Annotated in this window: 16 protein-coding genes and 3 pseudogenes; 9 read left to right on the forward strand and 10 right to left on the reverse strand. The window is 55.8% G+C overall.

The window, feature by feature from the left end; translation table 11 throughout:
• A partial coding sequence (locus tag ABJH13_RS15380; RefSeq protein WP_348407119.1) for an IS3 family transposase occupies positions 1-173 on the forward strand: 173 nt, incomplete at its 5' end.
• A 71-nt stretch (positions 174-244) separates the two neighbouring features.
• On the opposite strand, the gene ABJH13_RS15385 is transcribed toward ABJH13_RS15380, so the two are convergent.
• From ABJH13_RS15385 to ABJH13_RS15400, 4 genes and pseudogenes are all read right to left on the reverse strand, one after another.
• Positions 245-1,873, reverse strand: coding sequence for a DUF1217 domain-containing protein (locus ABJH13_RS15385; RefSeq protein WP_348407104.1), 1,629 nt, complete (start codon positions 1,871-1,873; stop codon positions 245-247).
• Positions 1,874-2,069: 196 nt separating this feature from the next.
• Positions 2,070-2,306: pseudogene (locus ABJH13_RS15390) on the reverse strand (IS5/IS1182 family transposase); the annotation flags it as partial.
• Positions 2,307-2,424: 118 nt separating this feature from the next.
• Positions 2,425-2,706 (reverse strand): hypothetical protein, encoded by a 282-nt coding sequence (locus ABJH13_RS15395; RefSeq protein ID WP_348407105.1) that lies wholly within the window; start codon positions 2,704-2,706, stop codon positions 2,425-2,427.
• A 63-nt stretch (positions 2,707-2,769) separates the two neighbouring features.
• Positions 2,770-4,419 carry a hypothetical protein gene (locus ABJH13_RS15400; RefSeq protein WP_348407106.1) on the reverse strand — a complete coding sequence of 550 codons (1,650 nt, stop codon included), beginning with the start codon at positions 4,417-4,419 and terminating at the stop codon, positions 2,770-2,772.
• A gap of 593 nt (positions 4,420-5,012) precedes the next feature.
• On the opposite strand from ABJH13_RS15400, the gene ABJH13_RS15405 reads away from it, so the two are divergent.
• Genes ABJH13_RS15405 through ABJH13_RS15430 form a run of 6 tightly spaced genes read left to right on the forward strand, consistent with a single transcriptional unit; the run spans position 5,013 to position 10,274 of the window.
• Positions 5,013-5,372, forward strand: coding sequence for a hypothetical protein (locus ABJH13_RS15405; RefSeq protein WP_348407107.1), 360 nt, complete (start codon positions 5,013-5,015; stop codon positions 5,370-5,372).
• A gap of 39 nt (positions 5,373-5,411) precedes the next feature.
• On the forward strand, positions 5,412-6,959 hold the full coding sequence (locus tag ABJH13_RS15410; protein ID WP_348407108.1) for an ABC transporter substrate-binding protein: 1,548 nt from the start codon (positions 5,412-5,414) through the stop codon (positions 6,957-6,959).
• A 49-nt stretch (positions 6,960-7,008) separates the two neighbouring features.
• Entirely contained in the window at positions 7,009-7,947 is a 939-nt protein-coding gene (locus ABJH13_RS15415; protein WP_348407109.1) for an ABC transporter permease, read from the forward strand.
• Entirely contained in the window at positions 7,940-8,785 is an 846-nt protein-coding gene (locus ABJH13_RS15420) for an ABC transporter permease subunit (RefSeq protein ID WP_348407110.1), read from the forward strand. Before ABJH13_RS15415 ends, ABJH13_RS15420 begins: the two co-directional genes overlap by 8 nt.
• On the forward strand, positions 8,779-9,546 hold the full coding sequence (locus ABJH13_RS15425) for an ABC transporter ATP-binding protein (RefSeq protein ID WP_348407111.1): 768 nt from the start codon (positions 8,779-8,781) through the stop codon (positions 9,544-9,546). Before ABJH13_RS15420 ends, ABJH13_RS15425 begins: the two co-directional genes overlap by 7 nt.
• A complete protein-coding gene (locus tag ABJH13_RS15430; RefSeq protein WP_348407112.1) occupies positions 9,540-10,274 on the forward strand; it encodes an ATP-binding cassette domain-containing protein in 735 nt (244 codons plus the stop codon). Before ABJH13_RS15425 ends, ABJH13_RS15430 begins: the two co-directional genes overlap by 7 nt.
• A 5-nt stretch (positions 10,275-10,279) precedes the next feature.
• Here ABJH13_RS15430 and ABJH13_RS15435 read toward each other — a convergent pair whose 3' ends face one another.
• From ABJH13_RS15435 to ABJH13_RS15450, 4 genes are read right to left on the reverse strand one after another with little or no spacing between them, the layout of a single operon-like run.
• Complete coding sequence (locus ABJH13_RS15435) at positions 10,280-11,329, reverse strand: iron ABC transporter permease (protein ID WP_348407113.1); 1,050 nt, start codon at positions 11,327-11,329, stop codon at positions 10,280-10,282.
• Positions 11,330-11,332: 3 nt separating this feature from the next.
• Positions 11,333-12,268 carry an ABC transporter substrate-binding protein gene (locus ABJH13_RS15440; protein WP_348407114.1) on the reverse strand — a complete coding sequence of 312 codons (936 nt, stop codon included), beginning with the start codon at positions 12,266-12,268 and terminating at the stop codon, positions 11,333-11,335.
• A 17-nt stretch (positions 12,269-12,285) separates the two neighbouring features.
• Positions 12,286-13,116, reverse strand: coding sequence for an ABC transporter ATP-binding protein (locus tag ABJH13_RS15445; RefSeq protein ID WP_348407115.1), 831 nt, complete (start codon positions 13,114-13,116; stop codon positions 12,286-12,288).
• Complete coding sequence (locus ABJH13_RS15450; RefSeq protein WP_348407116.1) at positions 13,113-13,532, reverse strand: DUF1636 domain-containing protein; 420 nt, start codon at positions 13,530-13,532, stop codon at positions 13,113-13,115. Before ABJH13_RS15450 ends, ABJH13_RS15445 begins: the two co-directional genes overlap by 4 nt.
• A 425-nt stretch (positions 13,533-13,957) precedes the next feature.
• Between ABJH13_RS15450 and ABJH13_RS15455 the strand changes: the two genes are divergently transcribed.
• Together ABJH13_RS15455 and ABJH13_RS15460 are read left to right on the forward strand one after the other, a co-directional pair.
• Complete coding sequence (locus tag ABJH13_RS15455) at positions 13,958-16,537, forward strand: M10 family metallopeptidase C-terminal domain-containing protein (RefSeq protein ID WP_348407117.1); 2,580 nt, start codon at positions 13,958-13,960, stop codon at positions 16,535-16,537.
• Between the two features lie 202 nt (positions 16,538-16,739).
• Positions 16,740-16,925, forward strand: coding sequence for a hypothetical protein (locus ABJH13_RS15460; protein WP_348407118.1), 186 nt, complete (start codon positions 16,740-16,742; stop codon positions 16,923-16,925).
• A gap of 101 nt (positions 16,926-17,026) precedes the next feature.
• Here ABJH13_RS15460 and ABJH13_RS15465 read toward each other — a convergent pair.
• Positions 17,027-17,137, reverse strand: a pseudogene (locus ABJH13_RS15465) (ATP-binding protein); the annotation flags it as partial.
• A 24-nt stretch (positions 17,138-17,161) separates the two neighbouring features.
• Positions 17,162-17,281 (reverse strand): annotated as a pseudogene (locus ABJH13_RS15470) (IS3 family transposase); the annotation flags it as partial.
• Positions 17,282-17,407: the final 126 nt, after the last annotated feature.

The following is a 17,407-nucleotide window of genomic DNA, read 5'->3' on the forward strand; positions in this document are numbered from 1 at the left end:
CGTTCTTCAAAACGATCAAGGCCGAACTGATCTGGCGACGGTCATGGGAAACACGCCGGCAAGCTGAGATGGCCATCTTCGAATACATCAACGGCTTCTACAATCCCAGACGGCGGCACAAAAGCGCGACAGGTCCAAAATACTATCAAAAGAGCGGCATCAAAACCCGATAGGTCCAATGCGAAGCAGGAGTCTAGGAAACAAAGGGTACCTCAAAGCTCTACAAAAATCTTGATGTATCAACTCAGAAACTTGAGAGAATAAGGGAGGCGATGCTGGCACCAGAGGTGGTTGCCCCCGTCGAGCTGGTAGTAGAAACCAGATAAGCGTCCCTCAGATCGTTTAACGTATCAGGATCCAAGAAGTCGGCCACTTCTGAGGTTCCAAAAAACGATTCTGCTCTATCTTTCATCACTCCGAGCTGTTGGTCTATGTCGATGCTACCAAAGCTGTCAGGAAGCCTAAACGCTCCCTCAAATGCAAGCCTCAACGACGACGACGCCATAATTGAAAACCAATGTCCGTCATTGCTCGAACTACTTTCGACAACATCAGTTAACTCACGCTCAAGGGAAAGGGCCACACGCATACTTGTATCGCTGTTACCAATTTCGATCTCAAATTGGCGATCAAGATAGTTTTGTGTGACTTGTTCCACAAAACCTGATGGATAGGTTCTCGTCGTTACTGGCTCTTCAAATTTAAAAAGGTTAAATAAGGCTGTGTACGGTTCGGAAGTGAGAGAGTTTACCAGCGAGTTTGGGCTATCTGGATCCGAATTCAGAACACGCTCAATGCGTTCTTTTGAAGCAAAAGTATCTTCGAGGCTCAGAAGATCTATAGTTGCATCCAGTAAATCTTCCGCATCCATGAAATCCGCAGGTGTAGCCAACGATCTGATGTTGGACGCCGCGGCCTCAACGAATGCTTCTAGCTTCCCGGTTTGAAAAACCGTATTTCCGTCGTCATCAACAACAGCATTTCCGTCCTCATCCAACGCGGGCGTGTTGAAGTTAAACGCACCTGCAAGTAGCAGAAATTTCTCATCCTCCAATGAATTTGCAAAGGAATTTTCATCGTTAAGGTCTGAGTCCAATACGTCAGTTAGAAAACTCGTAGTGTAAACATCGTCTATCTCGAAAACATCCATGGCCTGAGAGAGAAACGCATCATTTGCAAGCAGCTCTGCAGAGCTTGAAATATCATCGAAATTCCCTGAGAATACATCAACGATGTCGTCTAGTTTACTGCGTTGTTGCTCTTTCTCGAAAAAATTAAAGGTTCCAGCCAATTCCGTGAGACGAGGGTCAGACATGCGGTTCGCAAATGAATTTTCGTCCGACAAATCGGATTCCAAAACCTGCTGTAGGAAGTACGTATTTGATTCATTTCCTCCGAGGTCAAATTTTTCCAATGTTGCCCGGAGCAACGATGGGTCAGACAAAAGATCGTCGGAGGTCTGCAAGGATTCAAGTTGAAGGGTCAGATCGTCGACTGTGCGCGTCTCTGGGAGCTGTGCACCAGTAGATCCCGCGAAATTGAATGTTTGGGCAAACGCGAGGTACCGCGTATCGGCCAGACGGTTGGCCAGCGAGGTGCTATCATCCAGATCAGAATCGAGGATTTGCTTGATGAATGCTCTGTTGTCCAGATCTTCCTCAAGACCGAAAGCCCCGAGCGCAACTCCGAGCAACGTTCGATCTTCGATCAACTCGTCCGAGGTTTGAACGCTTTCAATACGCTCTGCGAACTGTGTGGTTTCGCGAACCAACAGTGTATTCTGTTCAAAAAGCTCCTGCTGTGCCGCACGCGTAGTTTGTAGGAGCGAGTACCCAGCAAGGCCGGAACCAAAAACCGTGGGAACAAAATTCATTTCACACCTCCAAACAATCGTAAACACAAAAAACACGAACGCATGGCCGTTTCAGACCCTGATAAACGATGGGCTATCGAAAATTCGTAAACATATCTCTAAAACCGGTCCTCAAATGTTACACGTCGGGCACACTAGAGCAAATGGAACTCCCAGAATTGCTCCGCCAATGATACCGCCCGGGTTAGCATTGAGGGTAGGCAAAGAAAGCGGGACCTTTGCGTGCGGCTGTCCATTGGCTGGCTGGATCGGCATGAGCAGTGAACTTGGGCTTGGTTGTCGTAGCCGCACCAAAGGCCTCATCGTCCAAGGTGCCGAGATATTCCCGTACAGCACGTGGTGCATCATCTGGGTCGGTCATACGGGCTGCCCAGTCATCAGGGTTGCTGGAGTTCTGTTTCTGGACATCCGCGCTGATCAAACTGGCATCCATGTGCCAGCTCTCTGTGCCTCACGAACGATCTGATCTGACTTCTTGGCATGATGGGCTTTTGTCGGAAAATCTCGATATTTGAATTTCGGAGTTTTTCAACACAATCGGCTCGTTCCGGCTATTCGCCGCGATCTGCACGAAGGTCAGCTTTGCCGATTTCCTTAATTTTGGGCCAGTTGTTGACGTAAAGGTCAAATTCGCCTGACGTTCCACAAGAGGGGGATATGCCTTGTTGGTTGGGAGGGCTTGCACCACAATGAGTACCACTGACGTAGTCCCTCGCGTGCTCCTTGTCGCGACCGTGAAAATTGATGCGCAGATTTTTTGCAACAAGTGACAGGCCGATAATCCCCATGCGCAATCGCGGCAAAGGATAGAGGGCGCCGAGTGAAACAATCATTATCTTACTACGACAGGTGCGCGCTGGCATTGGATGTCGGTGCACACCTGTACAACCCCTTAATTACGCGACTTTCTTCTTGCTACAAAAGCAAGAGGCGTGAATGTTGTCAGACCGAGACAGCGCATAATCTAGCTGCGGTTGGATCATCCGCGCCTCTTTTTCTTTCCCCAAACGGGTGTAACATTCTGACAGACCAAGCAGCGCCCAAACGTTGTGCGGATGCCGGTTTGACCGCAGCACTGTGTGATCCATACCCAGATCGGCCTCGTAGGCTGACATCGCTTCTTCGACGTGCCCTTGCTCCAGCAAAAGCGCACCCAAAGCGTGACGACTTGGCATCATCCAGCCCCACGGCTCGTCGTATGGCAGCGCATCTTCGAGCGCGACTGCGTTGCGCAGATGGGCAAAGGCAGCATCATAGTTGCCTTTGTGATAGTTCACCTCACCCGCCAGCATTTCGCGCGCCACACCAAGGATCGCCTGACAGGTCACAACGTGGATCATGCGTTCGTCTATCACCGTCGCTGCGGCTTTCTCAAAGTTCTCTTGCGCCTCAAGCGCCGCCGCGTGATCGCCAAGTGCCGCATGCGCAATGCCTTTGCCGTAGTAATTCAGCGCGGTCGTCATCGTATAGAGCGACTGGTTTTCAGGCAGTGGCAGATCAATCAACTCTTGCCACTTACCGAACCGGATCAACGCATGAGTTTCCACAGACATATAGCCTTCAAGGAAGTTCGCCATTGGCTCGATCAATTCATGTGGGATGGTTCTTTGCAGACCACGCACCGCATCCATGGCCAGATCATATCGGCCAAGGAACATCGCGCCATACAGCTTAAAGTGATAGTTATGGGTGCGGTACATAGAATAGAAGTTCATCGCACCTTCTGCTTCCCAGTACTTTTCATCTGCCGCGATACCACTGGAATTCCCCACGACAACATCTTGGTAATTGCCACACAGCACGTCGATATGCGTGGCCATATGTTCAAGATGCCCCGCATCGGGCACCAACCCGCGAATTTCGTCAGCGACGCGCAACGCGGCCTCGGGTTCTGGCGACATTTCCATCAAGTGGATATACAGATGCCACAGACCCGGATGCGGACGGGCACCAGATGCGCGGACCTCATCGATCCCTTTTTCGAGCATCGCGCGTGTGTCCAGTGTACGTGCCACGGGATTTGGGGCACCACTACGCGGGTCCCACATCTGCCAAGGCGTCAAATTCATCTGCGCTTCGACCGTCAGGGTCGCGACGTCTTGATCACCGGGGAATTGCCGGTACACGTCCATCATCGCGTCAGCGTAGGCGTGGCTCCAGACATAAAGATCAGGGACCGGGTTGGTCGATTGATACCGCATGTGCAACGCCTTGATCAGCGCCTGTTCAACGGCCGTTGCACCTTTGCCGAACTCATCCGCCTTGGCCAACGCGTCGGCGGTGGCGTTCAGCACGCTTTGCACTTCGTCGCCGTCAAATAGCTCCCACGGTTTGTTATAGTTCGGTCCGACAATGTACGCCAAACCCCAATAGGCCATAGCACATTTCGGGTCCGCCTTCAGCGCGTGAGTAAAGCAAACCCCCGCCTCTTCGTGGTGATACCCGTAAATCCAATTCAGCCCACGATCAAACCACACCTGCGCTTCTGGCGAAGACGTCGTGATTTTGCGGCTATAGGTACCCAGATCATATGCGTAATCCAGCATTTCGTTGCTCCCCAAATGTGATTTATGACCGGACCGTCCCGAAGTTCTGTATAATAGAATTACATTCCATAATGTGGATAATTGGAGATCCTGCCTGCAAAAGCAAGTGTTTTCGAATGCTTCTATGGGCCTTGCCAAATTGTTTTCCTTGGATTGGCCATAGGGATATGATTTTGTGAGATTTAAATTACTTCGTTCAGATTTTCGTAGTTAGATACGCGCCCTGCAATAATAGTGTGCGGACGGGTTTGATGTCGGGGCGTAGTTTGCTCAATATGACGACCTGCGGCTTTCCAAATGGGGCACAATCCTCCCGCACCTTCGATGCCTGCCAAAGCAGCTGCCGTCGAATTCAACGTTTTAAAGGCTTGCATCGGGCGGGTCATATTCTCTTCGATCTAACGAGGTTAAACGGGACGCCTTACGTAAAATGCACAGCGCACAGGATATTCCTGACGACACCTTTAGGAGTGTAAACGATTTGGCACATCACTGGCCAAAATCACACCATGCCGCAAAGGCCGCACAATGCGCTGTACAGCACTGGTATGATTTCGTTAGTGTCCGCTTGTCGATGCTATTGGGATATGGATTTGTCGCGCTTACGGTACATTATTTGCGCAGTGTTAGCCCTGACCGTTTTGGTCAGCGTCATAACACGTCCGCCCGGCGCGATGTTGACCCTGCAGGGCGACACGCTCACCTATACGCTGTGCACGGGCACCACGACCACGACCCTTACCGTCGACCTGGACGACAGCGATAACCGCGACATTGACCTGAGCTGCGATGCATTTACTGTTCAGCATGCAATGCTACCCACCACGTTGGGTGGGTTCGGCGCGGCGTCCGTCCAATGGGTGGCCCTATCGCAAATCATTCCCGACGATCACCCCCATACCACGCCTATCTGGTCGCCCTATACATCGCGCGCACCCCCCTTGCTGAGCTGACGTCTTTTTACCAAAACGTACACTCAACAGGATCTACCAATGACCCCGACCTTCTCTTCGGCGCGCCTTCTGGCCGCCTGCGCTGTCTGCTTGCCACTGGGCTTTGCGCCCGCAATCGCGGATACCTCGCTGACCGTCGCCGTAAAACAAGACCGCTATTCTATCGACGAACAGAAATTTACCTTCACCACCCGCCGGCCCGCCGCGCAAATCGTCGAAACGGCCGTAAAACCCGACGAAAACTTCCTGCCCAGCCCGCTGTTGTTCCAAGACTGGGCCTACGCAGACGGCACATACACCGTGACCCTGCGCGACGATGTCACGTTTTCTGACGGTACAAAATTGGACGCCGACAGCACTATTGCCGCGCTAAAGCTCTACGATCAGGGCAAGTCGGATTTCTTGCAAATTGACCAAATCAGCTTTGAAAAACTGGGCGATTACCAAATTAGCTTTCGATCCGAAACGGGGTCCGCGCTGGTGATCGAAAACATGACCCACCGCGGCACGTCACTGTTTGGTCCGTCGGACAACCGCGCCGAAACGCCCAACGGCACGGGGCCATATGTGTTGGACAGCTACCTGCCCAATCAACAGATCACCGTGGTGCGCAACGAAACCTATTGGGGGGACGCGCCCGAAATTGACAAACTGACATTCCGGTTTATCGCCGATGACAACGCGCGTCTGTTGGCCCTGCAAAACAGCGAAATCGACGTGATTGGCGAGGTGACACCACAGATGCTGCTGTCGATGCCGCAGGACGGGTCAGTGGTGCTGCACCAAAGCCGCCCCATCCGGTATGTCGCCTTGTTGACCAACATCCACGGCGCGGCCCCCTTTGACATCATGCAAGACCGCCAGGTCCGCGAGGCGCTGGCATGGGCCATCGACCGCGACACCATTGCCAGCGTGCTTTATGCAGGGCGCGGTGAACCCGCCAAGGGTATTTTGCCCGGTTGGATGTTCAGTCTGGGCGATGACCATACAGATGGGTTTGGCTATGACGCGGCCAAAGCGGGCGCGCTGCTGGATGCCGCCGGTTGGACCCTGGGCCCTGACGGTATCCGTGAAAAGGACGGGCGCAAACTGTCGCTGCGGCTTGTGGCGGCCTACCCCAATGTGTCGACCGTGAAACCCATGCCCGAGATGTTAGAGCAGATGTTTGCCGCCGTCGGGGTGCAGATTGATCTCGTCGAGGTGGACGACAGTGGCGTCTACGGGTCGACCTATCTGGATACCGGCGCGGCGGATCTGTATCTTGAATTCGCGTCGAACAATAACACCGACCCTACGTATTTGCTCAACAACCTGTTCACGACAACCACGCCATGGGGCGGCTATACCTTTGTGGCGCCCGGCCCACATGTGGACGCGTTGCTGGGTGATGCCCGCAAGGCCCAAACCCGCGACGACGTGATCGCAAAGGTCCGGGCCGCGCACCGCGCCATCGTACAAGACGATCTGGTGGCGATCCCTATCCTAATGGTGCCGAACTTTGCCTTGTCGCGCCCCGGTCTGGATGTGCCCATGTCCGAATACGCCGATTGGATCGATTACGGGAACGTGCTGCGGGTCAGCCAGTAACCGCACCGGCAGAGCCCGCCCCTAGGGCTCTGCCCACAAGGAACCGCTGATGTTTCGATTTATTCTTGTGCGGATCGCCGTCGCCCTGCCCACGTTGTTGGGCATGTCGTTTGCGGCCTTCACAATCGTGGCGATTGCGCCGGGCGATCCGGTGATGATGGAACTGCGCGCCTTGGGCATCGTGCCCACGCCCGCAGATATCGATGCGTTGCGCGCTGAATTTGGTCTCGATCAGCCGTTTTTGGTGCGGTATCTGGATTGGCTCGGCCGCGCGGTCCGGCTTGATTTTGGGACATCCATCGCAACGGGCCGGACTGTGGCCGCCGAAATTACGCTGCGCCTGCCTGCCACGCTGACCTTGGCCACCACTGCGCTTGTCGGAGCGATCGCGGTGTCTTTGACGTTTGGCATCCTCGCGCTCAGCGCGCACCCTTGGGTGGCCGCCGTCATCCGGGGGCTGACAATCGTGTTGGTGTCTATCCCGTCTTTCTGGCTGGCACTCGTGTTTATCTACGTCTTTGTCCTCGGGTTGGGGTGGGGCCGGTTGGTGGGGAATGGGAGTACGGCTGACCTCATCTTGCCCGCGCTCACCCTTAGCCTTGGCGCAGGGGCGTCTCTGGGCCGGGTCGTATTTGAACGGATCCAATCCGACATGGCCGAAGACCACATCCGCCTTGCCATCGCCAAGGGCCTGCACCCGGCGCGCATTTTGATAGGCCACATTGCACCGCGCGTCGTGGGGCCTCTTGTGACGGCTTGGGCCAACACATTCGGCGCGCTGTTGGGAGGTGTTGTGATCATCGAAAGCATCTTTGGCTGGCCCGGCCTTGGGCAGCTAATCTTGCAGGCCATCGGCCAGCGCGATTTTCCAGTGATCCAAGCCTACCTCGTGTTCATGGGGTTGATCTTTTTCACCACCAGTATCTTTGCCGATATCGTCGTGATTTTCACCGACCCACAATTGCGCCGGGCGGTCACAGATGACTGACCACACCCTATTCCCGCCCCTGCCCTTTGGGCGCATCGGCCTTGCGGCGGGGGCGCTGTTGCTGGCGGGGTTTGCACTGCTTGGGCTATGGCCGCATCTGTTCGACGTACCAGCCCCCGAAAAGATGGACCTATTGGCCCGGCTGACAGGCCCATCGCAGACGCACCCGTTGGGCACAGACCACCTAGGCCGCGATGTCCTATCACGCTTGATGCACGCGGTGCCTGTTTCGCTGGGGGCTGCATGCGCCACCATGGCCGCTATCTTGGTCATTGCCCTGCCATGGGGGGTCGCTGCCGCGATTGCAGGCGGGGCCGTCGACCTGGTGATGATGCGGGTGGCAGATATCATCATGGCTTTTCCGACGCTGGTTCTGGCATTGGCCGTTATCGGGTTCATGGGCGCCTCGCTTGAGGCGTCCGTCATCGGGATCGCGGCGGCGTGGTGGCCTTCCACAGCGCGTATGGTGCGGACCTTGGTGCTGTCCGCCAATCAACGGGACTTTGTGCGCGCCGCCTATATGTGTGGCGCATCCCGGTGGCGCATCGTGTTTCGTCATATTTTGCCGCAGGTCGTGCCCCCGCTGGCGGTTATTGTCTCACTTGAAACCGCGTCTGTGTTGTTGGCCCTGTCGGCGCTTAGTTTTCTGGGCATTGGCGCGCAGCCGCCCACCCCTGAATGGGGCGCGATGCTCAACGAAGCACGGCCCTTTTTTGCCCAAGCGCCACATATGTTGTTGGTGCCCGGTTTGGCCGTCACTATGGCGGTGTTGGCGTTGAACCTGATCGGCGAAGGTCTGCGCACGTTTCTCGACACCCGCGCGCCGTACACATGGTAGCCGCCCTTCGCCTACGTGACCTGAGCGTCGCGGCCCCCTCTGCCCCACCATTGCTGGACCAGATCAGCTTTGATCTGGCACAGGGCGAACGTATCGGATTGGTCGGCGCCAGCGGGTGCGGCAAATCCCTGACGGCTGCGGCGATATGCGGGTTGCTGCGGTCGCCACTTGTGGTGTCCGGCGGGGGCATCGACATGAACGGGGCACCCATGATCGGCGCATCTGCAAAGACATGGCGCAAGGCTCGTGGGCGGGTGGTTTTTCAAATATTCCAAAGCCCCGGCACCGCGCTCACACCTGCCCGCCGGGTTGGTGTGCAGCTCAACGAAGCCGCACGCACGGCAGGCGCCGTGGCCAAAACCGCCGTGCCCCGCGCGCTAGATGCGGTGAAGCTGGCGCGCGATGTGCCCGATCTCTTTCCCTATCAATTATCGGGCGGCATGAAACAGCGCGTCCTGATCGCCATGGCCCTTTTGTTGCGACCACGCATCTTGATCGCGGATGAACCCACCACCGGGCTGGATGTGTTGACAGAACAAGATATCCTCGCAGCACTGAAAACCGCAGCCGACGAAACCGGGGCCTCGGTGGTTTTTATCAGCCACGATTTGCGCGCCGTTGCCGCCATTGCCCAGCGTAGTTTGGTGATGGACCAAGGGCGCATCGTCGAAGACGCCAACATCGCAGATTTGGCCTTGTCAGCCGCGCCTGCTGCCCGCGCATTGGCCCAAGCAGCGGCGGCGTTGCAATCATCATGCTGACCGTGCAAAATCTGACAAAGCGGTTCCAAGGGCGGGTCGTGCTCAACGATGTGTCGATGTCAATTGACGCAGGCGAGATCGTCGGCCTGATCGGGCGATCGGGCGCCGGGAAATCAACGCTCGCCCGGTGTCTGACCGGGCTCGAGACAATCGACCATGGGCGAATGATCCTGAATGGCGCGCAGATTACGCCCGGTCAGGGTGCGGCGCGTCAACATCTCCAATATTTGTGGCAAGATCCGGTGCAATCGCTCAGCCCGTATCTGACGGCGCACACCACGGTGCTGGAAACGCTGAACGGTTTCAACGTCGGCCCAAGGCAGCAGCGCGCCGCACAAGCGCGCGACATGTTGGCGGCGTTTTCGTTGCCCGAAGACATGTTGCATCGCCGCATGCATGCGCTGTCTGGTGGGCAATGCCAACGCGTCGCACTGGCCCGCGCATTGGCCGCGCAACCACAAGTTTTGATCCTGGATGAGCCATTGTCGTCGCTGGATTTGCCCACCCAAATCAGCACGATCAACGTGCTACAAAAGCTGCATGCAGACCATGGCACGTCGATGTTGATCGTCAGTCATGATCTCGCGCCGTTGCGGCATCTTGCGCATCGCATTCTTGTTCTGGATGACGCGCAGATTGTCGAAAACCTACCAATGGCGCGCTTTGGCCACGATGCGGTATCGCCTTTGGCGCGCGCCTATGCCCAAACCCTGACGCACGACCGCTAAACACATCATACGGACCGGCGACCCAGCAACCAGACAAAGAACATGCCGCCGACAAGGCCCGTGACGATCCCGATTGGCATGTCTTCGGGCGCCATGATCGTGCGCGCAGCGATGTCAGCCCACAACAGGAAAATCGCACCAATCAGCGCCGATGCAGGCAGCACGCGCGCATAGTCACCGCCCACAAGCATCCGCGCGATATGTGGCACCATCAGGCCGACAAACCCGATAATCCCCGAAAAGGCCACCATGACCCCGGTGATCAGAGCGCCAATGACAAAAACCACCAGCCGGAAGCGTGCAACCGGGATGCCCAACGTCGCCGCGGTTTCGTCTCCGACCGTCATCGCATTGAGTTGCCGCGTCTGACACATAAGCCACGCACCACACCCCACAAGGATCACCAGCGGATAGCCCAACTGATCCCATTGCGCGAGGCCGAGCCCCCCGAGCATCCAAAACACCACCGTGTGCGACGCACGCGGATCCCCGAGAAAAATCAACCCGTTGGCGGCGGCCATAATGATAAAGGACACCGCGACGCCGGCCAACACCAACCGGTCCGCGCTGGATGCGTCTGTCAGCCGGGACACCCCAAGCACAATAAGCGTCGCCAGTAATGCGCCCGCGAATGCCATAATAGGGACCGTCAACAACCCCAAAAACAGCCCCGAATGCAACAGCGCAAAGATCGCGCCAAAGGCACCGCCCGATGAAATACCCAAAAGATGCGGATCCGACAGTGGGTTGCGGGTGACGGCCTGCAAGCTGGCGCCAACCACCGCAAGCCCTGCCCCCACCATCACCGCCAAAAGCGCGCGCGGAAATCTGATGTTCCAAACGATGGCCTCGCGGCCTTGGCTCCAGGTTTGGTCGACGACATCGGGCCGCACTTTGTTGGCCAAGACGCCCCAAACCGTGCCCGTCGGCACCGCAACGGCCCCCACGGATACGGCCACTGACAACGACACAAACAACGCTGCCACACCGCACAGGGCAAGGATAGACCGTCGCCCAAGTCTAAAACGGCGGGGCTGGGTTGCGGTGTCAGTCATGCGTTACTGCGCCCAAAACCCATTGGCCAAGGTCTTGATGGCTTGGATGTTGCGCGGGCCCGGCGTGGCTTCGACATATTCAAGCGTGACAAAGCGGTCGTTTTTCACCGCGTCAATGTCTGCAAAGGCGGGATTGGACATTATAAATTCGCGTTTTTGGGCTGCTGTGACGTCACCGTAGTTAATGATCACAATGACCTGCGGGTTTTGGTCTACGACCTCTTCCCAGGTCACAGTACCCCAGCTTTTCTCGAACCCGTTCATGACGTTCGTGCCGCCTGCTGCCTCAATCAACGCGGTTGGCATCGCGTAAAGCCCCGCCGTGAAAGGGGCATCTTCGCCGCTATCGTAGATAAAGACCCGCACCGGATCGCCGGTTTCGAGGTCGTCGGTGAAGGCGGCCAGATCTGCCCGGTAGCCGTCTATCAGCGTTGCGGCTTTGTCTTCGGCGTCGAAAATCGCGCCTAGGTTCATGAGATCGGCATACATGTCTTCGATGCTGGCTTTGGATTTGTCCATGATGTGGGTGCACGATTCAGTCAGTTCATAGACCTGAATGCCAAAGGGCTCCAATGTCTCTGGCGTGACTTCGCCACCGACCTTCATGCCGTAATTCCAACCGGCAAACAGAAAATCGGCATCGGCCCCAACAAGGACCTCTTTGGTGGGATATTTGGCCGACAGTTCAGGCAGTTCTGCGATGCCTGCGCGCATCTCTTCATCCAGCGTTTTCCAGCCCGAGATCCCGGTATAGCCAACCATGCGATCCGCAAGTCCAAGGACCAGCATCATTTCGGTCAAGTTCACATCGTTCGAAATCGCCCGTTCGGGGGGCGCGTCAAAGGTCACACTGCGGTTGCAGCTTTGCACGGTTGTTTCAGCGCCCGCCGACCCTGCGATCAGGCCAAGCGCGACGGCGCCAAATGCGACGTTTCTCATCTCGAATTTCCTTTGTTTTATAGGTGGAATGTCATGTGTTTTGTATCGCTTGGCGCAAGCAGCTCTTGCTGGGCGGTGACCCCAAAGGCGTCTGAAACGGCCCGTTCCGAAAACACAGTTTCGGGCGGGCCAAACCCCAATGGATGGCCATTCTGCAGCAACAAGACGCTATCGCACACCTGCGCGGCCATGTTCAGATCGTGCAGCGATGTCACGATCGTCAGGGGCAGATCTTTGATCAACGCCAGCACTTCGAGCTGATGGCGGATATCGAGGTGGTTGGTCGGTTCATCAAGGATCAGCAGCCGCGGTTCTTGGGACAATGCGCGCGCCACCATGACCCGCTGGCGTTCACCGCCTGAAAGCGTGCCCATCTGGCGATCTGCGAATCTGCTCAGGTCCAGACGGTCCAGCGCGGCGGCAACAATAGCCGCGTCGCGCCCCCCCGACAGCCCCGCAAACCCCGTGCGATGTGGGGTGCGCCCAAGACTTACGATTTCGCGCACGGTCAGGGCGAAATCGGTTGGATGTTCCTGAAGGACTGCCGCGACTTTGCGCGCAACGTCGCGGGCAGACATCGACCAGATATCTGTACCGTCGATCTTGATGGCCCCTGTGACCGGGCGTTGATACCGATAAAGCAGCCTAAGAAGCGTGGATTTGCCCGCGCCATTGGGCCCCACAACGCCCAACACACGCCCCGGCGCGAGATCAAAGCTCACCGGGTGCAGGATTGTTTTCCCACCTCGGGGCGCGCGCCAACTTGCCGTCTGAACCGCGAGGCGGGCAGCGGTTGTGTCGCCGTGTGGGGTGTGCGCGGGCGCGAGATCCGCCGCAAAATCTTTCATGACTCGACCATTTCTATACTGGAAATCAGCTGCGATCTGCTGTCAAGCGGTGGCAAACGCCCAAGGATATTCGCCTGCAGGGCTTTGGGGCGATCTTTGCGTTCCAAAAAGCCTTCGGCCGCCTGCCTGTAGCTTGAAACAAGGTCAAAAAGCGCATCGACATGGCCGCCATTTTCGGGATCTAGGTCACCGAAAATATATGTAAATTGTGCGTGAGCGCTCAGCGAAACGATGCAGGACCGTTTGCATTGGCTCATGCATTGCACACCGCGAATGTGCATCTGGGGTGTCGCCTGATTTGCCATGCACGCCGACACACGGTGGGCCAAACGCGTGCCGCCGCGGGTGCCCTTTTGGTCTTCGCGGCCATCGCGACAGGTCATGCAGATCGACAATACTGGCAATTGGTCGTCCAAAATTCACCCAACTCGTCTTGTTATGTTGTAACGTTTCATTAAGTAACTTGTCTTGTTACATTGCGTCAAGCGCAATCGCCGTCAGGGGGCGAATTGTGCCGGCGCCGTTAAATTATATCTCTCACAGAGGTCAATGTTTCAACCACCTCGAACCGCGCGGCCATGTCGTATATTTCTACCATAGACACAAAGGTATTTGCGCCCGCCAAACCCGGCAGCAAGGGCGCGCGTTGTGCCGTCAGGCGGGGGCAAAAAGCCGGGATGATTTACGGGATGTCGTCTTTGATTCCATCGGCCGCACCCAAACAATTTTGGTAAATGGCTGGTTTCACACCCAGAATATAATCGCCTTATTTGGCTTCCCGAAACGAAAATTTCCCGCTATGGTCGTCGTCGGGATGTGGTGTCACTTATAAGGAATGGTAATGCCAGACCAATCTATCGATGCGACCACCCGGACCGACATCCAAGCCCCGCAACTCCCCCTCAATGACACCCAGCCCAGCGTCGATTTGTTCGGCGAGCACCTGTCTACTTGTGGCTGTGCAGCCTGCATGTCGACTGACAAATTCAAGGATGACGTGGAACGCGCGCAAGACCTGACTGACAGCACTGTCACATCAGCGGCCGCAACCGCATCCCTGCAAGACATGTCAGATTTCCTCGAAACCGGGTATTGGAACTCCTCCACGGGGTTTCGGCACAACCTAGGCTCCACCGGCTTTGACCCGAACAACGGTGTGTTGCATTACAATGTTAGCGGTTTTGATGCGCTGCCCTTTGGCGGGGGCAGCGATATCGACGGTGTGTCTGCGGCACGCGCAGAGCTGATCCGCGACGCCTTTGATGTGTACGGCGCCGTTTTGGGCATCGAGTTTGTCGAGACCACCAGCACCGACGACAACATCGTTGATTTCTTCTTTTCCGACAATTCAGCCGGCGCCTATGCAGGATCTACCCGCTATGGCGATGGATCGATTTATTATTCTTACGTCAATCTCGCCACCAGCTGGTCTGGCGGCACGTCAAACTACGACGATTACACGCTCCAGACAATTTTCCACGAAATCGGGCACGCATTGGGCTTGGGGCATCAGGGGGCGTATAACGGCAGTGCAAATTATGCATCGGATGCCGATTTCGAATTGGACAGCTGGCAAGCTTCGATGATGTCGTATTTCTCACAGAGTGAAAATTCGGCGATATCCGCAAGCTATGAGTTTTTGCAAACGCCGATGGCTGTGGATTGGCTGGCGCTCGACAGCATTTATGGGCAGTTCGGATACGGTGTTTCGAACGCCTTTATTGATGACACAACCTACGGATTTAACACCACAATCACCGCCGACCAAAGCAAGATATGGAACCAGTTTTCGGACTATGCGGATCGCACCGCATCAACCATTGTTGACGCAGACGGGATCGATACGCTGGATGTCAGCGGGTATAACGCCAACCAGAAAATTGATCTGACCATTCAAACGGCGGACCAAACCTACCAAAACACATCCAACATCGGTGGCCGGATAGGGAACCTTACCTTGGCGGTGGGCACGGTCGTCGAAAACGCGGTTAGCGGTGCGGGCAATGATGAGTTGATCGGCAACGCGGCCGATAACGTGTTGGATGGCGGCACGGGCGATGACACGTTCTTGGGGCTGGGCGGCAACGACACGTTCATCGGCGGTGCCGGGTTCGATACGGTCCTGTTTGGTTCGGCATTCGGGGGCTACACGTTTTCGCTGCTAGAAAACGCGATCGAGGTCATTGGCGAAGGGATCGATGTTGTGTTTGACACCATCGAGAGCTTTCAGTTTTCGGATGTCGCCTATAGTTTTTCCTACATAAGTGATTTGTTCGGCAATGCCGCTCCGGTTGCCAACGATGACATTGCGGTGGTCGAAGAGGCAGCCGCGCTTGATCTGGATGTTCTGTCCAATGACACCGATGGAGACGCGGATAGCTTGGACATTACCGCGATCAACGACGAAACGATCGCGGTGAATGGATCGGTCAGCCTGGCATCAGGTGCGCAGGTCACATTAAAAGCGGACGGCATGCTCGCCTATATCCAAAACGGCGCGTTTGAGGCCCTTGCTGCGGGTGAAACGGCGGTTGAGACCTTCCAATATACCGTATCAGACGGAAATGGCGGCACGGACGTTGGTGCCGTTACCATTACCATCGAGGGTACGGACCCCGACGTACAAACCCCCATCGGCCAAAGCGGTGTGGTGAGCGTTGAGCAAGACAATGCGTCGCAATGGCACAGCGTCAGTTTCGACGCCGTGATTGAAAACGCGATCGTGGTGATGGGGCCAATGACGTTCAATGGCGGCCAGCCGGGCACCACCCGTGTGCGCGATATCACCGATACCGGGTTTCAGTTCCAGATTGACGAATGGCAGTATCTGGATGGCTATCACGTCACAGAAGACATTGGATGGCTCGCCGTTTCGGAAGGGTCGCATACGCTGGCGGGGGGGCAGACCATTGTTGCTGGGTCGCAAAACGTTGGCATAGATCTGACGCAGGTGGATTTTGGCGAAGCCTTGGGAGAGGCCGTCGTGTTTGCCGAGGTGTCTTCTGTGAATGAGGCCGACGCGGTCACGACGCGCATCGCGAATGTTGACGCGGATGGGTTTCAGGTGCGCCTACAAGAAGAAGAGGCGCGGGGCGCGCATGTGTCTGAGACAGTAACGTGGATTGCCGTCGAAACCGGCGTATCAGAGGGAATTGATGCGTTTGTTACTGGCGATCAGGTGACTGAAACCCCAGATACCTTTGTGTTCAACACAGATTTTGACACAGGGCCGGTTGTTCTGGCCGACATGCAAACCCTCAATGGCCGAGATCCTGCAACACTCCGAATGAATGGTTGGGATGCAGATAGTGTTTCGCTCTTTGTCGAAGAGGAAAAATCGCGAGACACCGAACTTGACCACATCACTGAAGTCGCGGGATATTTCGCCCTCGACGAAGGCCTGATATACGCTGAATTGTGAACCAATCCCCCCGCAATTGTGCGGGGGTTTCGCATGCGTTGAGTCTGGGTGCCTATCGTTTTTTCCGCGCCGCCTGCCCTACCGCTAAGGCACATACTGTGGGGCCTGTTCTCACTTTGCAAAAAGATGGTGAGCCTACTAGGGTATGGCGCGGCCTTGCGACTATTTTAACCCAGCACAAAGACATACAGATTAAATGAACATGAGCGACCTCACCCTAAGCCCCTTATTTGCAACGGTTATTTTCTTTTTCTCATGTGTTTCCGGCTATAAATACCGTCAGGTTTGGAAGGTTGGCGGCCCGACCTACCAATATTGGGTTTTCGGGATAATCGCGGCGACAGGGTTGATTGTGCTGGGTTTCGTACCGCTGAGCACTCCAAATTAACGGCTAATACCGCCGCAGTGAGATTGCCACTGTTGAAGTTCATTTAGGACTGTCCCAGTATTGCTACCGATATTTGACCCGCCTTTATTGTTTGTTGGCAGTTAGGGTTTGGTCAATGTTGGTGCCTCCTTTGTTGTTTTCGTTGGGGCCTCTGAGCTTTCCTTGAAGCGATAGCTGTCGTTGTCGGTCTCTAAGCTGTGGATCTGTCCCGTTTTAGTGCGGCCCCAAGTGCTCGTTTAAGCCACTTTCCGTTCGAAAGCGACGGGGCTTTTCCAGCCCAATGCTGAGTGTCGGCGACGTGGATTATAAAACCCGTTGATGTATTCGAAGATCGCCATCTCAGCCTGTCTTTATGAGAACTGACCTGCGCCCCTAAAACTCCTCCAGATTTGTGTAGAGTCCGCTCAACAAAAGGAGGGACAAATGAAGGCACGATTCACAGACGAACAGATCATTTCGATGATCAAAGAACAGGAAGCTGG

The organism is Roseobacter sp. (genome assembly GCF_039970775.1).
Classification (GTDB): Bacteria; Pseudomonadota; Alphaproteobacteria; order Rhodobacterales; family Rhodobacteraceae; genus Roseobacter.

What these genes read in the sequence shown, in the direction of transcription:
- ABJH13_RS15385 (WP_348407104.1), bottom strand. Translation starts at nt 1,873, where the DNA reads ATGAATTTTGTTCCCACGGTTTTTGGTTCCGGCCTTGCTGGGTACTCG.
- ABJH13_RS15395 (WP_348407105.1), bottom strand. Translation starts at nt 2,706, where the DNA reads ATGATTGTTTCACTCGGCGCCCTCTATCCTTTGCCGCGATTGCGCATG.
- ABJH13_RS15400 (WP_348407106.1), bottom strand. Translation starts at nt 4,419, where the DNA reads ATGCTGGATTACGCATATGATCTGGGTACCTATAGCCGCAAAATCACG.
- ABJH13_RS15410 (WP_348407108.1), top strand. Translation starts at nt 5,412, where the DNA reads ATGACCCCGACCTTCTCTTCGGCGCGCCTTCTGGCCGCCTGCGCTGTC.
- ABJH13_RS15415 (WP_348407109.1), top strand. Translation starts at nt 7,009, where the DNA reads ATGTTTCGATTTATTCTTGTGCGGATCGCCGTCGCCCTGCCCACGTTG.
- ABJH13_RS15420 (WP_348407110.1), top strand. Translation starts at nt 7,940, where the DNA reads ATGACTGACCACACCCTATTCCCGCCCCTGCCCTTTGGGCGCATCGGC.
- ABJH13_RS15425 (WP_348407111.1), top strand. Translation starts at nt 8,779, where the DNA reads ATGGTAGCCGCCCTTCGCCTACGTGACCTGAGCGTCGCGGCCCCCTCT.
- ABJH13_RS15430 (WP_348407112.1), top strand. Translation starts at nt 9,540, where the DNA reads ATGCTGACCGTGCAAAATCTGACAAAGCGGTTCCAAGGGCGGGTCGTG.
- ABJH13_RS15435 (WP_348407113.1), bottom strand. Translation starts at nt 11,329, where the DNA reads ATGACTGACACCGCAACCCAGCCCCGCCGTTTTAGACTTGGGCGACGG.
- ABJH13_RS15440 (WP_348407114.1), bottom strand. Translation starts at nt 12,268, where the DNA reads ATGAGAAACGTCGCATTTGGCGCCGTCGCGCTTGGCCTGATCGCAGGG.
- ABJH13_RS15445 (WP_348407115.1), bottom strand. Translation starts at nt 13,116, where the DNA reads ATGAAAGATTTTGCGGCGGATCTCGCGCCCGCGCACACCCCACACGGC.
- ABJH13_RS15455 (WP_348407117.1), top strand. Translation starts at nt 13,958, where the DNA reads ATGCCAGACCAATCTATCGATGCGACCACCCGGACCGACATCCAAGCC.
- ABJH13_RS15460 (WP_348407118.1), top strand. Translation starts at nt 16,740, where the DNA reads ATGAGCGACCTCACCCTAAGCCCCTTATTTGCAACGGTTATTTTCTTT.